Below are 13,914 nucleotides of genomic sequence, written 5' to 3' on the forward strand. Positions count from 1 at the left end.
GATCATGACAATCCTCGCAACCGAGGGTCTCACCAAGCGGTTCCCCCGCGTCACCGCGCTCGACCAGCTCACGGTCGTCGCCGGAACGGGCGTCACCGGTCTGGTGGGCGCCAACGGCGCGGGCAAGTCCACGCTGATCAAGATCCTGCTGGGGCTGCTCCCTGCCAGTGCGGGCCGCGCGTCCGTGCTGGGCATGGACGCGGCCGTACAAGGCCTGGAGATCAGGCGATCCGTGGGCTACATGCCCGAACACGAATGCCTGCCGCCCGATGTGTCGGCAACCGAGTTCGTCGTGCACATGGCCCAGATGTCCGGCCTGCCGCGCACCGCCGCCCGCGAGCGCGCCGCCGACACGCTCCGCCACGTCGGCCTGCACGAAGAGCGCTACCGCCCGATCGGCGGTTACTCCACCGGCATGAAGCAGCGGGTGAAACTGGCCCAGGCGTTGGTGCACGACCCGAAAGTGGTCTTCCTGGACGAGCCCACCAACGGGCTCGACCCGCAGGGCCGCGACGAGATGCTCGCCCTGATCCGCAGGATCGGCACCGAGTTCGGGATCAGCGTGCTGGTCACATCGCACCTGCTCGGCGAACTGGAACGCATCTGCGACCACGTCATCGTCATCGACGGCGGCCGGCTGCTCCGCTCCTCCGCCATCGGCGAGCTCACCCAGGTCACCCAGGCCGTAGCGGTCGAGGTCGAGGAAGGCTGGGAGCAACTCGCCAGGCACCTCACCGAAGCGGGCGAGACGGTCGCCGTCGAAGGCCGCCTGCTCACCGTCCAGGTCCGCGCCGACGCCACCTTCGACACGCTCAGGGACGCGCTCTGCGACCTGGACCTCCATCTGGTCCGGCTGGAACAGCGGCACGGCCGCATCGAGGACGTGTTCAAATGAGCAGCCCGCCCACGGGTGTCATCCACGACATCGGCTACCGCCACTACGACGGGGTCAGGCTCAGCCGGGGCTACGCCGCCACCGCGCTCGCCCTGAACAGCCTGCGCGGCGTCTTCGGCCTCGGCAGGACCGCCCGCTCGAAGATCATCCCGTTCCTGATCGCGGCCGTCATGCTGCTGCCCGCCGTGGTGTCCATCGCGGTGATGGCGCTGCTCAAACAGCAGGCGGTGGGGTACTCCGAGTACGCGGTGACCATGCAGGCGGTGCTGGCCCTCTTCCTGGCCGCGCAGTCGCCCTACCTGGTCGCGCCGGACCTGCGCTTCCGGGTGCTGCCGCTCTACCTGTCCCGGCCGCTGAAAGTGCTCGACTACGTGGCCGCGAAGTTCGTCGCGCTGGTCATCGCGCTGTTCCTGCTGATGGCCGTGCCGCTGACGCTGATCTACATCGGCGAGCTGCTGGTCGAGCTGGAGACGCCGGTCAAGCACGCCGAGTACTTCTCCTCGATGGGCGGCGCCGTGATCTTCGCCGTGGTGCTGGCGTCGATCGGGCTGGCGCTGGCCTCGTTCACGCCGCGGCGCGGCCTCGGGGTCGCGTCGGTGATCGCCTTCTACATGTTCACGCTGGCCGCCTCGGCGGTGTTCTTCGGCGTGCTCATGTCGGAAGGGCAGGACCCCGCCGCCAAGTGGAGCATCCTGCTCAATCCCTTCTTCCTGGTGGACGCCGTACAAGTGAATCTGTTCGGGACCGAACCCACCAACGGCGAGGGCTATCCGCCGGGCCTCGGGCCGGCGGCCATCACCCTGTTGGTCGTCGCGCTCGCGCTGGGCGCCCTGTTCCTGCGCTACCGGAAGGCGGCGTCCTCATGAGCGTGATCGAGCTGAAGCAGGTCTCCCGCTGGTACGGCAACGTGGTCGCCGTCAACGACGTCACCATGACCATCGGCCCCGGCGTCACCGGCCTGCTCGGCCCCAACGGAGCCGGCAAGTCCACCCTGCTGCACCTGATGGCCGGCTTCCTGTCCCCCTCCGGCGGCACCGCCACCCTGGACGCCAAGCCGATCTGGCGCAACCACGAGATCTACCGCACCATCGGCCTGGTCCCCGAACGCGAGGGCGTGTACGGCTTCCTCACCGGCTGGCAGTTCGTCCAGTCCGCCGCCCGCCTGCACGGCCTCCAGGACGACGCCGCGGAACGCGCCCTCGACCTGGTCGAGATGGCCCCCGCCAGGGACCGCAGGATCGAGACCTACTCCAAGGGCATGCGGCAGCGCATCAAGGTCGCCGGCGCGCTCGTGCACGAGCCGCAGGTGCTCCTGCTGGACGAGCCGTTCAACGGCATGGACCCGCGCCAGCGCATGCACCTGATGGACCTGGTCAGGAAACTCGGCGCGGCCGGCCGGACCATCCTGTTCAGTTCGCACATCCTGGAGGAGGTCGAGCGGGTCGCCCAGCAGATCGAGGTGCTGGTCGCCGGCCGGCACGCGGCCTCCGGCGACTACCGGGAGATCCGGCGGCGGATGACCGACCGCCCGCACCTGTTCCGGGTCCGCTCCAGCGACGACCGCAGACTGGCCGCCGCGCTGATCGCCGACACCTCCGCCGGCGGCGTCTCCCTCACCGAGCAGGGCCTGGAGGTCCGCACCGAGGACTTCCGCCGCTTCACCCGGCTGCTCCCCCGCCTGGCCCGCGACCTCAACGTGCACCTCTGGCAGGTGTCCCCCACAGACGAGGACCTGGAAAGCGTGTTCTCCTACCTGAGCGGACGCTCATGAACCCGGTCGTGGCGTCCATCACCTACCGGGCGATGCTCGGCCGCAAGCGGATCTGGCTGCTGGCGGCGCTGCCGCTGGCGCTGCTCGCCATCGCCGTGCTGCTGCGGGTGTTCGGCGGCGGCGACGAGAGCACCGCCGTCACCCTGATGCAGACCTTCGCGATCGGCACCATCCTGCCGCTGCTCGGCCTGATCGCGGGCACCGGCGTGATCGCCCCCGAGATCGAGGACGGGACGATCATCCACCTGCTGTCCAAGCCGATCGGCCGGCCGACGATCATATTCACCAAGTTCGTGGTGGCCGCCTCGCTGATGGCGGCCTTCTCGGTGGTGCCCACCTTCCTGGCGGCCTACCTGCTGATCGGCACCGAGGCGGGGATCGCCACCGGCTTCGCGGTCGGCGTGCTGTTCGCCGGCATCGCCTACGCGGCGGTGTTCCTGCTGGTGGGCGTGCTCACCAAGCACGCCGTCGTGGTGGGCGTCAGCTATGCGCTGATCTGGGAGGGCGCGATCGGCGGGTACGTGCCCGGCGCGCGCAAACTGTCCATCCAGCAGTGGGCCCAGTCACTGGCCGACCAGCTGTCGTCCTCGCCGTTCCTCAAGACCGATGTGGCGCTCAGCTTCGCCGTGCCGGCGATGGTGATCGTGACCGTCGGCGCCGTCATCTGGGCCGGTCAGCGACTGCGCGGGCTGTCGCTGACCGGCGATGAATAACTAACGGCGAATAACTAACGGCGAATAACTAGCGGCAGACTTCGCGGACGGTGTCGGCCAGGCGGGCCGCCACCGTCTCGGCGTGCTCGTGCGACCGGGCCTCGACCATCACCCGGATCATCGGCTCGGTGCCGCTCGGCCGGATCAGCACCCGGCCGGTGTCGCCCAGCTCCGCCTCCGCCAGCGCCACCTCGGCCAGCAGCGCCGGGTGGGCGGCCTGGTCCTTGGCCACATCCCTGACGTTGACCAGCACCTGCGGGAGCTTGGTCATGACCGAGGCCAGCTCGGCCAGGCTGCGGCCTGAACTCACCACGGCGGCCAGCAGGTGCAGCGAGGTGAGCAGCCCGTCCCCGGTGGTGGCGTGGTCGAGCATGATCACATGCCCGGACTGCTCGCCGCCGAAGTTGTAGCCGTGCTCCTGCATCTGCTCCAGCACGTAACGGTCGCCGACGGCGGTCTCCACCACCGACACGCCCGCCTCGCGCATGGCCAGCTTGAAGCCGAGGTTGGACATCACCGTGGCGACCACCGTGTCCTGCTGGAGGCGGCCTTCCGACCGCATCGCCAGGGCCAGGATCGCCATGATCTGGTCGCCGTCGATCTCCTCGCCGTCGCCTGTCACCGCCAGGCAGCGGTCGGCGTCGCCGTCGTAGGCGATGCCCAGATCGGCGGACTTGGCGACGACGGCCTTCTTCAGCGGATCGAGATGGGTGGAACCCACCCCGTCGTTGATGTTCAGGCCGTCTGGAGCGGTCCCAATGGTGTCCACCTGGGCGCCCGCCCGGCGCAGCGCCTCCGGGGCGACCATGTGCGCGGCGCCGTGCGCGCAGTCGAGCACGACCCGCAGGCCGTCCAGCCGGTGCGGCAGCGAGGTGAGCAGATGCGCGACGTAACGGTTGGCTTCCCCGTACGCCTCCCGGACCCGGCCCACAGCGGAGCCGACCGGGCGTTCCCACGGCTCGCCGAGCCGATCCTCGATCTCGTTCTCCACCGCGTCGGGCAGCTTGAAGCCGCGCCGGGTGAGGAACTTGATCCCGTTGTCGGGGGCGGGGTTGTGGGAGGCCGAGAGCATGACCCCGAGGTCGGCTCCCAGCGCGGGTGTCAGATAGGCCACCGCCGGAGTGGGCAGCACACCGAGCCGGAGCACGTCCATGCCCGACGACGCGAGGCCGGCGACCACAGCGGCTTCCAGGAATTCTCCTGAAGCCCGCGGGTCCCGGCCTACGACGGCGAGTGGTCGGCTCCTCCCGGCGTCCCGGAGCACATGCGCGGCCGCCACGGACAGGTCCATGGCGAGCTCGGCCGTGAGGTCGCGTCCAGCGACCCCACGTACCCCGTCGGTGCCGAAAAGGCGGCCCAATTTAACGCTTGCTGTACTGCGGAGCCTTACGAGCCTTCTTCAGGCCGTACTTCTTCCGCTCGGTGGCGCGGGCGTCCCGGGTGAGGAAGCCGGCCTTCTTGAGCGGAGGACGGTTGGTCTCCGGGTCCAGGATGGTCAGCGCGCGGGACACGCCCATCCGCAGGGCGCCCGCCTGACCGGTCACGCCGCCGCCGTTGATCCGGGCGATGACGTCGAACTGCTCCTCGGCGCCGAGCACCACGAAGGGCTCGTTGACGATCTGCTGGTGCACCTTGTTCGGGAAGTAGTTGTCCAGCGTACGGCCGTTGATCGTCCACTTGCCGGTGCCGGGCACGATGCGGACGCGGGCGACACCCTCCTTGCGGCGGCCGGTGCCGTACGAGTTGCCGGTGGTGACCGGCTTGCGCACGGGGACGTCCGACGCGGGCGACGACTCGGTGGTGTACTCCGACGGAAACTCCTCGGCGGAGAAGTCTTCCTGCTCGCCCTCGACGAGCGTCTCGGTACCAGTGGTCTCAGCCACGGTTCTCCTCTTAACTTTCCTGGCTCGGCGTTACTGGGCGATCTGGGTGATCGTGAAGGGCACCGGCAGCTGGGCCTTGTGCGGGTGCTCGGAACCGGCGTAGACCTTGAGCTTCTTGACCATCTTCCGGCCGAGAGCGTTCTTGGGCAGCATGCCCTTGACGGCCTTCTCGACGGCCCGGTCCGGGCGCTTCTCCATCAGCTCGCCGTACGTGACGGACCGCAGGCCGCCCGGGTAGCCGGAGTGCCGGTAGGCCTTCTTCTGCTGCAGCTTGTTGCCGGTGAGGGCGACCTTGTCGGCGTTGATGACGATGACGAAGTCACCGGTGTCGACGTGGTTCGCGAAGATCGGCTTGTGCTTGCCACGGAGCAGGACCGCGACGTGGCTGGCCAACCGGCCGAGCACGACGTCGGTCGCGTCGATGACGTACCACTGACGCTCGACCTCGTTGGGCTTCGGTGTGAACGTGCGCACGGCAGTGCCTTCTGTCGGAATGTGAACTCTCGGTAGGTTGCGCGGACGCACGGCGGCAACCTTCCGTCTCCACATTCACGGGAGATGACGCCGGACTGCGCCGTGCATCAGTCAACGAAGGACTGATCCACACACAACGAACTAGCAGACTACCGTTCCCCCAGCCAAACGGCAAAACGATCAGCCCAAGTCGCGCGAGTCTAGGCCCCGACGGAGCTGACTAGTCAATCCTGTCCCGCTGTTCTCATTTTCAACAAGCCCTCATATCTCTATATTTGGCTGCGGTATGTGGCAGACCCCTCACACCCGGCATACCCAACGGATCTCCCGACGCGGGACTCTCTTGGGCCTAGTCGCATGCGTGACGGCGGTTCTGCTGCTGGGCATCGTGATCGGCCGCCTGACCATGACCCCGGCCGACACCGACGACGTCTTCCTGCGCAACTCCGAGCCGACCCCGCTCGCCGAGCCGTCCGCCACGCCGTCCCCGGCCAGGAAACGCCACCTCACCGCGCTCGCCCCCGTCGCCCGCCCCGTCACCGGCGGCGCCGACCCCGTGACCGGCCAGGCCGTCCCCAGCGCCAAACCGCGCCAGCGCCCGTCCAACCTGATCGACGGCTCGTACGGCGGCGACCAGAGCACCAGCCACGGCGGCGACGAACTCGTCGGCGACGCCGGCCACCTGGCCGCCCTGGAGTCCGAGGTGGTCACCCTGGTCAACATCGAGCGCGCCAAGAAGAACGGCTGCGTCGCGCTCCGGATCGACCAGCGCCTGGTCCAGTCGGCCAGGACCCACTCGGCCGAGATGGCCGACGGCAACGCGTTCGTGCACGAATCCCCCGACGGCAGCACACCGTGGCAGCGGATGGCCCGCGCGGGCTACCAGCACGGCGGCGCGGAGAACATCGCCCGCGGCTACCAGACCGCCGAGGAGGCGGTCCGCGGCTGGATGGCCAGCCCCACCCACCGGGCCAACATCCTCAACTGCCGCCTCACCACCACCGGCGTCGGCGTCACCCTCGGCCCGGAGGGGCCCTGGTGGACGCAGGACTTCGGCTACCCCTGACGGTATTCCTGACCAGTCCGCATCTGATGGGATAGGCGGCTAATCTCAGCCCATGGGCTCCCGCGACTACCCGAAATCCTCCCTCAGGCGTCCCCCGGTGGTCATCGCCGTCATAGCCGTGGTCCTGGTCCTGGTCGTGGCCGTCAGTTTCTGGGTCTCCGCCAGCGGCGAGAAGGCGCCCGAGGCGAGCGCCACCCCGAAGCCGTCCCCGTCGCTGCCCCAGGTCCCCGGCGGCCAGTACGGCTACGCGGCCGCCCGCAAGACCGACCCGAAGCCGCTCACCCCCAAAGAGCTGTTCGGCAGCGCCAAGATCACCAACGAGAACCGCTCCTACCGGCGGACCACCTTCGACTCCAGCAAGGTCTGCAAGGACGCCATCTCCGGCCCGAAACTGGAGAAGGCCCTCAAGGCGGCCGGCTGCAACCAGCTCATCCGGGCCAGCTTCCGGGACGCCAAGGGCCTGGTCATCGGCACCGTCGGCGTCGCCAACCTGAAGACCTCCGCGGGCGCCAAGAAGGTCGCCACCGCCGGGGCCGGCGACGAGCGCAAGGACTTCCTCAAGCCGCTCCCCGGCAAGGACGAGATCAGCAAGTTCCTCGGCCAGGGCGAGGCGTACGCGGGCGGCTGGTATCACGGCCACTACGCGGTGTTGCTGTGGTTCCAGTTCAAGGACGGGCACAAACCGAAGAAGTCCGAGCTCAAGCGGCTCACCCAGGCCGCCGTGGACATCACCGACCAGACCGTTTTCGCGGCCCTGGACACCCGCTCCATCAGCGGCGTCCCGTCCTGAGCCAGCCCGGACCCCTGTGGAAACGCCCATAGCGGCACGCCGATCTCGTCTGCGCCGATACGCTTCCGCGTATGCGTGGCCAGGATCCGGGTTCCGAACACGACTACGACCGCAGCGGTCCCGCGGCCTCGGCGGTCCCCCCGCCGAGCTTCGGGCAGGCTGGCCGTGGCGATGACCTGCAGTTGGGCATGGGCTCTCCGTGGCGTCCCGGCTACAGCTGGTTCTCGGCGCCCACCCGCGAGGACGAACTGTGGTCACCCTCCGTGATCGAGCCCGCCAGAACCGTGGCGGAGGCCGCGCCGCCGGTGGTGCCGTGCGCGCCGCCGTGGCAACCGCCGCCCGCCTACACCGCGGCCGCCGCCGGGATGCCGGTGTGGCCGGGCGCGAACGACGCCGCCGACCAGCCGGTCTGGCCGGCCGCCACCGGCGAGTCCGTGGGCGGCGCGGGTGACATGAGCGACATGGGCGATCCCGCCGGCTGGCCGCCCCCGTCGGCGCCGGAACCCGACCCGGCCGAAGCTCCTCGATCGGGCCTGCCGCCGCTGCCGGCCTGGCCCGCGAACACCGCCGAGCAAGCCGAGACCCTGAACGCCACTGTGCAATCCGAGACCCTGAAAGCGGGCATGCGAGCCGAAACCTTCAACGCCGCCGTCCAAGCCGAAGCCCAGCCCGCCGAGGTCCCGCGGGAGCCGGTCCGGTCCGGCGAGCCCGGCGACGTCCCCGTCTGGCCGCCGCGCCTCCCCGGTGAGGCCGTGTACAGCGAGGACGTCACGGGCGACGACCCCCCGGTGGTGCCGCGGCACTGGCCGCCCACCGAGAGCCCCGCCCCGACGCTGCGGCCGTGGTCCGCGCCGGGCCGGTTACCCGCCGCCGAGACCGAGGTGCCCGAGCCGTCCGCCCCGGAGTCGTGGCCGTCGGCGGCGGGGGCCAGCTCCGAGGCCGCGACCACCGAACCCGCCGAACCGGCCGCCGAGGCTCCCGAGGGGACGGTCGAGCAGCAGTGGCCCGCCTTCGGGTCCTGGCCGTCGGTTCCGCAGGTCAGCCGGGATGACGAGCCGCCCCAGGACGCCGAGTCGCACGAGGTCGTCCCGGAGACCAGCGCCGGGGTGCCCCAGGACGAGTCCCCGGCCGATCGGGATCTCGTCACGCTGCCCGGCGACCGGGAGAGCGGGCTCACCTGGCCCGCCGAACGCGCGGTATCCGCCGTCCCCGAACCCGCCGAACCCGCCGTGGCCGCTCTCGACGCGCCCGCCGGCGGCCCCGCGACCGAACCCGGCGACGACCCCGACGCCTGGCCGCCCGGTCCCGGCCGCTGGCGGACCGTCGTCCCGACGCAGCCGCCGCCCGAGGAGTCCATCGCCGAGACCACGATCCCGCGCCGCGAGGTCATGTTCCCGGTCACCGACGCACCCCCGCCGCTGCGCCGGATCCACGGCCGGCACACCCCGGCCGAAGGCATCGTGCTGCCTCCCGTACCGCAGCAACAGCAGCTCCAGCGGCAGCTGCCGCCCCAGGCAGCCCCCGCCGAACCGCGCCAGTCCGGCGGCGGCCGCAAGGCCGTGCTCGCGCTCTGCTCGCTGATCGTGGTGGGCGCGATCGGCACCGCGGCCTACTTCGCCTACACCGACAAGGGCGACCCGGCCGCGACCGGCCAGGCCCCCGCGGTCGCCGGCGCGCCCGCCGTGGCGAACGAGGGCCCCGACCCGGCGCCGACGACCGGGGACGTGCTCGACTCCGAGACCTCCGACCCCCGCAAACTCACCCTGGCCGAGGCGTTCCCCGACGCCAGGATCAGCGTGGACGGCCGGACCTTCCGGCGGGTCAAGGTGAACATCACCGACAAGTGCGAGGACGCCGCCGCCGGCGCGTTCGCCACGGCCCTGACCCAGCAGCAGTGCCGCCGGGTGCTCCGCGCCACCTACGTGGACGCGCGCAAGCAGTACGCGGTCACCACCGGCATCGCCGTACTCCCGACCAAGGAAGCCGCCCTGGAGGTCGACAAGACCAAGAACCTCGGCGGCAACCTGTGGTTCCGGGGTCTGGACGGCGAGGCGGACACCGGCGCGGACCGGGTCTCGATCTCCGGCGGGTACGCGGCGGGCATGGTCTGGGGGCGCTACATCGTCTTCAGCTACGCCACCTACGCCGACGGCCACACGCCGGTGGAGAAGGAGAAGGACCTCGGGCCGGTCAGCGGCGCGTTCCGGGACCACACCGCCGAAGTGATCGAGAAGCGCATCGGCGGCTAACTGGTCGCGAGGTCGCGCACCCGGCGGGTCTGCACGGCGCGCAGCGCCAGCTCGTCGTCGGGCGGGTAGCGCACCTCCTCCAGGGTGAGGCCGAGCGCGGGCGCGACATTGATGGCAGAATCCCGCTGCCCGCGGGCCAGCGCCTCACCCGGCCACTCGACCGGCCGCCGGCCCTCGCCGACCGCCAGCAGCGAGCCCACCAGGGCCCGCACCATCGAATGGCAGAAGGCGTCCGCGACCACCGTGGCCAGCAGCACGCCGTCGGGGCCGCGGACCCAGTCCAGCCGCTGGAGTTCCCTGATCGTGGTCGCGCCCTCGCGCTTCTTGCAGAACGCGGCGAAGTCGTGCTCCCCCAGCAGGCCCGCGGCGGCGGCGTTCAGCAGGTCCACGTCGAGCGGCCGGTTGTGCCAGAGCACGTCCCGCCGCCGGAGCGGGTCCACGCCGCCGGGGGCGTCGCCGACGCGGTAGCCGTACCGGCGGGACAGGGCGGAGAACCGGGCGTCGAAACCGGCAGGAGCCACGGACAGCCGATGAACCCGGACATCCGGCCTCAGTACCCCGGCCAGCCTGCGCAGCAGCGCAGGGAGCTCCACATCGGCCTCCAGGTCCACATGCGCGACCTGCCCGCGCGCGTGCACCCCCGCGTCGGTACGGCCGGCCACCGTCAACCCCGGCGGATCCACCCGCAGAATGCGCCCGAGCGCCTGCTCGATCTCCCCCTGCACGGTCCGCAGCCCGGGCTGCCGGGCCCAGCCGGAGAAATCCGTACCGTCATAGCCGAGATCCAGCCGCAACCTGACCATCGGAGCATCTCCCATTCAACCGAAACGGGCCCGGCGCCCTGAGCGGACACCGGACCCGTCCTGAGCCTGAAAGATCAGGCGTCGTCCTTCTTCGCCTCAGCGGCCTCGGCCTCGGGGGCCTCGGGAGCGTCGGCCGGGGTCTCGTCGACCTCGGCGTCGGCCTTCGGGGCCTCCGGCTCGGCCGGCGCCGGAGCGGCGGGAGCCTTCTCGACCTTGACCGGGTTCATCGGCTCGGTCACCAGTTCGATGATCGCCATCGGGGCGTTGTCGCCCTTCCGGGGACCGATCTTGGTGATCCGGGTGTAGCCACCGGGACGGTCGGCGAACGTCGGCGCGATCTCCGCGAACAGGTGGTGGATGACGCCCTTGTCGCGGACGGTCTCCATCACCTGGCGACGGTTGTGCAGGTCGCCCTTCTTCGCCTTGGTGATCAGCCGCTCGGCCACCGGGCGCAGCCGCTTGGCCTTGGCCTCGGTGGTGCGGATCCGGCCGTGCTGGAACAGCTGCGTGGCCAGGTTCGACAGGATCAGCCGCTCGTGGGCCGGGCTGCCGCCGAGGCGGGCGCCCTTGGAGGGCTTGGGCATGGAATGCTCCTTGGAGATAACCCGCCCCGGCCGTATCAGGTACCGGGGTCGGGCCGACCGGCGAACCGATCGTTATGGGATTTCTAGTACTGCTCGGTCTCGATGAAGCCGCCGTCCTCGTCGTCGTACCCGCCGCCGGCGACCGCGGTGGGGTCGAATCCGGGCGGGGAGTCCTTGAGGGCGAGGCCCATCTCGTGCAGCTTCTGCTTGACCTCTTCGATCGACTTGGCGCCGAAGTTCCTTATGTCGAGCAGGTCCTGCTCGCTGCGCGCCACGAGCTCACCCACGGTGTGGATGCCCTCGCGCTTGAGGCAGTTGTAGGAACGAACCGTCAGGTTCAGCTCCTCGATCGGCAGCGCCAGATCGGCGGCCAGGGCCGCGTCGGTCGGCGACGGGCCGATGTCGATGCCCTCGGCCTCGACGTTGAGCTCGCGAGCCAGGCCGAAGAGCTCGACCAGGGTCTTACCGGCCGAGGCCACCGCGTCGCGGGGCTTCATACACGGCTTGGTCTCGACGTCCAGGATCAGGCGGTCGAAGTCCGTGCGCTGCTCGACACGGGTGGCCTCGACCTTGTAGGTGACCTTGAGGACCGGGGAGTAGATCGAGTCGATCGGAATCCGGCCGATCTCCTGGCCCGGCTGCTTGTTCTGCGCGGCGGAGACGTAGCCGCGACCGCGCTCGACGGTCAGCTCCATCTCCAGCTTCGCCTTGCCGTTCAGCGTGGCGATGTGCAGTTCGGGGTTGTGCACCTCGACACCGGCCGGCGGCGCGATGTCGGCGGCGGTGACCTCGCCGGGACCCTGCTTGCGCAGGTACATGACCACCGGCTCGTCGTGCTCGGACGAGACGACCAGCGCCTTCAGGTTCAGGATGATGTCGGTGACATCCTCCTTGACCCCGGGGACGGTCGAGAACTCGTGCAGCACGCCCTCGATCCGGATGCTGGTGACGGCCGCGCCCGGAATGGACGACAGCAGCGTGCGCCGCACCGAGTTGCCGATGGTGTAACCGAAGCCCGGCTCCAGCGGCTCGATGACGAACTTGGAGCGGTGCTCGTCGAGAGACTCTTCGACGAGGCTGGGACGCTGTGCGATAAGCATGCGTGCTCTCCTCTTTCACGGCGGCGCCCGCTATTTGACGCCACTCGCCTACAACCATGATGCCGCACGGCCCCAAATCGTGGGCCGTGCGGCAACGTTGAGCCCTACTTGGAGTAAAGCTCGACGATGAGCTGCTCCTGGACCAGCGTGTCGATCTGCTGGCGAACCGGGAGCTGGTGCACGAGGATGCGCATGGCCTCCGAGGAGACACCCAGCCACGCCGGGACCGTCTTGTCCCCGGCGGTGGCCCGAGCCACCTCGTACGGCAGCAGGTTGCGCGACTTCTCCCGCACCTCGACGATGTCGTGCTCACGCACGCGGTACGACGGAATGTCGACCTTCTTGCCGTTCACCACCACGTGTCCGTGACGGACCTGCTGGCGAGCGGCGTCGCGCGACTCGGCGAAACCGCCGCGGTAGACCACGTTGTCGAGACGGCTCTCCAGGATCTGGAGGAGGTTCTCGCCGGTCTTGCCCGCCTTGCGGTTGGCTTCCTCGTAGTAGTTGCGGAACTGCCGCTCGAGAATGCCGTAGATGCGGCGAGTCTTCTGCTTCTCACGGAGCTGAAGCTGGTACTCCGACTCCTTCGGACGACCGCGACCGTGCTCACCCGGCGGGTAAGGACGGATCTCGATGGGGCACTTCGCGGACTCGCACTTCTTACCCTTGAGGAAGAGCTTGGTCTTCTCCCGACGGCAGAGCTTGCAGTCCGCACCCGTGTAACGAGCCATTGTTCTCTATCTCCTGGTCAGACGCGGCGGCGCTTCGGCGGACGGCAACCGTTGTGCGGAACCGGGGTCACGTCCTGGATGGATCCGACCTCGAGCCCGGTCGCCTGCAGCGAGCGGATCGCGGTCTCCCGGCCGGAACCGGGACCCTTCACGAAGACGTCGACCTTGCGCATGCCGTGCTCCATGGCGCGGCGGGCGGCGTTCTCGGCTGCCATCTGCGCGGCGAACGGGGTGGACTTGCGAGAGCCCTTGAACCCGACGTGGCCGGCACTGGCCCAGGAAATCACGTTCCCGTTCGGGTCGGTGATCGAAACGATCGTGTTGTTGAACGTGCTCTTGATGTGGGCGTGCCCGTGAGCGACGTTCTTCTTTTCCTTGCGGCGCACCTTCTTCGGTGCGCCCTGGCGGCTCTTCGGCGGCATTTAGCGCTATCTCCTGGAATGTGGCTGCTAGGGACTACTTCTTGCCCGGCTTCTTCTTGCCGGCCACGGTCTTCTTCTTGCCCTTGCGGGTACGCGCGTTCGTCTGCGTCCGCTGACCGTGGACAGGCAGGCCCTTGCGGTGCCGGATGCCCTGGTAACAGCCGATCTCGATCTTGCGACGGATGTCCGCCTGAACTTCACGGCGGAGGTCGCCCTCGATCTTGAAGTTCGCCTCGATGTAGTCACGCATGGGCACGAGCTCAGCGTCGCTGAGCTGGTGCACGCGCAGGTCACCGCTGACGCCGGTGGCCGTGAGGATCTCCAGGGCGCGGGTGCGACCGATTCCGAAAATGTAGGTGAGTGCGATCTCCAGCCGCTTGTCGCGGGGGAGGTCGACGCCAACCAGGCGAGCCATGGTCGGGCATTCTCCTTC

General features: G+C 69.6%; 16 protein-coding genes. 7 read left to right on the forward strand and 9 right to left on the reverse strand.

The features are described 5' to 3' along the window. The first annotated feature begins 4 nt into the window (after positions 1–4). The 4 genes from Acor_RS12700 to Acor_RS12715 are packed head-to-tail and all read left to right on the forward strand — an operon-like array spanning position 5 to position 3,379. Positions 5–895, forward strand: a complete 891-nt coding sequence (locus Acor_RS12700) for an ABC transporter ATP-binding protein (protein WP_155336817.1) — start codon at positions 5–7, stop codon at positions 893–895. Beyond that, entirely contained in the window at positions 892–1,761 is an 870-nt protein-coding gene (locus Acor_RS12705) for an ABC transporter permease (protein ID WP_155336818.1), read from the forward strand. The genes Acor_RS12700 and Acor_RS12705 overlap by 4 nt, the downstream gene beginning before the upstream one ends. Next, positions 1,758–2,666: an ABC transporter ATP-binding protein gene (locus Acor_RS12710; protein ID WP_155336819.1), complete on the forward strand. Its 909-nt coding sequence runs from the start codon at positions 1,758–1,760 to the stop codon at positions 2,664–2,666. Before Acor_RS12705 ends, Acor_RS12710 begins: the two co-directional genes overlap by 4 nt. Further along, positions 2,663–3,379: an ABC transporter permease gene (locus Acor_RS12715; RefSeq protein WP_155336820.1), complete on the forward strand. Its 717-nt coding sequence runs from the start codon at positions 2,663–2,665 to the stop codon at positions 3,377–3,379. The genes Acor_RS12710 and Acor_RS12715 overlap by 4 nt, the downstream gene beginning before the upstream one ends. 28 nt (positions 3,380–3,407) lie before the next feature. On the opposite strand, the gene glmM is transcribed toward Acor_RS12715, so the two are convergent. The 3 genes from glmM to rplM are packed head-to-tail and all read right to left on the reverse strand — an operon-like array spanning position 3,408 to position 5,736. After that, on the reverse strand, positions 3,408–4,739 hold the full coding sequence (glmM, locus tag Acor_RS12720) for a phosphoglucosamine mutase (RefSeq protein ID WP_155336821.1): 1,332 nt from the start codon (positions 4,737–4,739) through the stop codon (positions 3,408–3,410). A gap of 1 nt (position 4,740) precedes the next feature. Then, positions 4,741–5,262 (reverse strand): 30S ribosomal protein S9, encoded by a 522-nt coding sequence (rpsI, locus tag Acor_RS12725; RefSeq protein WP_155336822.1) that lies wholly within the window; start codon positions 5,260–5,262, stop codon positions 4,741–4,743. A gap of 30 nt (positions 5,263–5,292) precedes the next feature. Beyond that, on the reverse strand, positions 5,293–5,736 hold the full coding sequence (rplM, locus tag Acor_RS12730; RefSeq protein WP_155336823.1) for a 50S ribosomal protein L13: 444 nt from the start codon (positions 5,734–5,736) through the stop codon (positions 5,293–5,295). A gap of 361 nt (positions 5,737–6,097) precedes the next feature. Between rplM and Acor_RS12735 the strand changes: the two genes are divergently transcribed. From Acor_RS12735 to Acor_RS12745, 3 genes are all read left to right on the forward strand, one after another. Beyond that, positions 6,098–6,802 carry a CAP domain-containing protein gene (locus tag Acor_RS12735; protein WP_155336824.1) on the forward strand — a complete coding sequence of 235 codons (705 nt, stop codon included), beginning with the start codon at positions 6,098–6,100 and terminating at the stop codon, positions 6,800–6,802. Between the two features lie 52 nt (positions 6,803–6,854). After that, on the forward strand, positions 6,855–7,592 hold the full coding sequence (locus Acor_RS12740) for a hypothetical protein (protein WP_155336825.1): 738 nt from the start codon (positions 6,855–6,857) through the stop codon (positions 7,590–7,592). 71 nt (positions 7,593–7,663) lie between these two features. Further along, positions 7,664–9,841 (forward strand): hypothetical protein, encoded by a 2,178-nt coding sequence (locus Acor_RS12745; RefSeq protein ID WP_155336826.1) that lies wholly within the window; start codon positions 7,664–7,666, stop codon positions 9,839–9,841. Here the strand turns inward: Acor_RS12745 and truA are convergent. The 6 genes from truA to rpsM form a co-directional block, all read right to left on the reverse strand. Next, positions 9,838–10,644 carry a tRNA pseudouridine(38-40) synthase TruA gene (truA, locus tag Acor_RS12750; RefSeq protein WP_155336827.1) on the reverse strand — a complete coding sequence of 269 codons (807 nt, stop codon included), beginning with the start codon at positions 10,642–10,644 and terminating at the stop codon, positions 9,838–9,840. The genes Acor_RS12745 and truA overlap by 4 nt on opposite strands. Before the next feature lie 74 nt (positions 10,645–10,718). Further along, entirely contained in the window at positions 10,719–11,228 is a 510-nt protein-coding gene (gene rplQ / locus Acor_RS12755; RefSeq protein ID WP_155336828.1) for a 50S ribosomal protein L17, read from the reverse strand. Between the two features lie 83 nt (positions 11,229–11,311). Then, positions 11,312–12,328 (reverse strand): DNA-directed RNA polymerase subunit alpha, encoded by a 1,017-nt coding sequence (locus Acor_RS12760; protein ID WP_155336829.1) that lies wholly within the window; start codon positions 12,326–12,328, stop codon positions 11,312–11,314. 104 nt (positions 12,329–12,432) lie between these two features. After that, positions 12,433–13,059, reverse strand: a complete 627-nt coding sequence (gene rpsD / locus Acor_RS12765) for a 30S ribosomal protein S4 (protein WP_155336830.1) — start codon at positions 13,057–13,059, stop codon at positions 12,433–12,435. A gap of 17 nt (positions 13,060–13,076) precedes the next feature. After that, on the reverse strand, positions 13,077–13,481 hold the full coding sequence (gene rpsK, locus Acor_RS12770; protein WP_020542285.1) for a 30S ribosomal protein S11: 405 nt from the start codon (positions 13,479–13,481) through the stop codon (positions 13,077–13,079). A 34-nt stretch (positions 13,482–13,515) separates the two neighbouring features. After that, the gene (gene rpsM, locus Acor_RS12775) at positions 13,516–13,896 is read right to left on the reverse strand and encodes a 30S ribosomal protein S13 (protein WP_155336831.1); all 381 of its coding nucleotides are present in this window, start codon (positions 13,894–13,896) and stop codon (positions 13,516–13,518) included. Positions 13,897–13,914 lie beyond the last annotated feature (18 nt).

It is taken from the genome of Acrocarpospora corrugata (genome assembly GCF_009687845.1).
Taxonomy (GTDB): domain Bacteria; phylum Actinomycetota; class Actinomycetes; order Streptosporangiales; family Streptosporangiaceae; genus Acrocarpospora; species Acrocarpospora corrugata.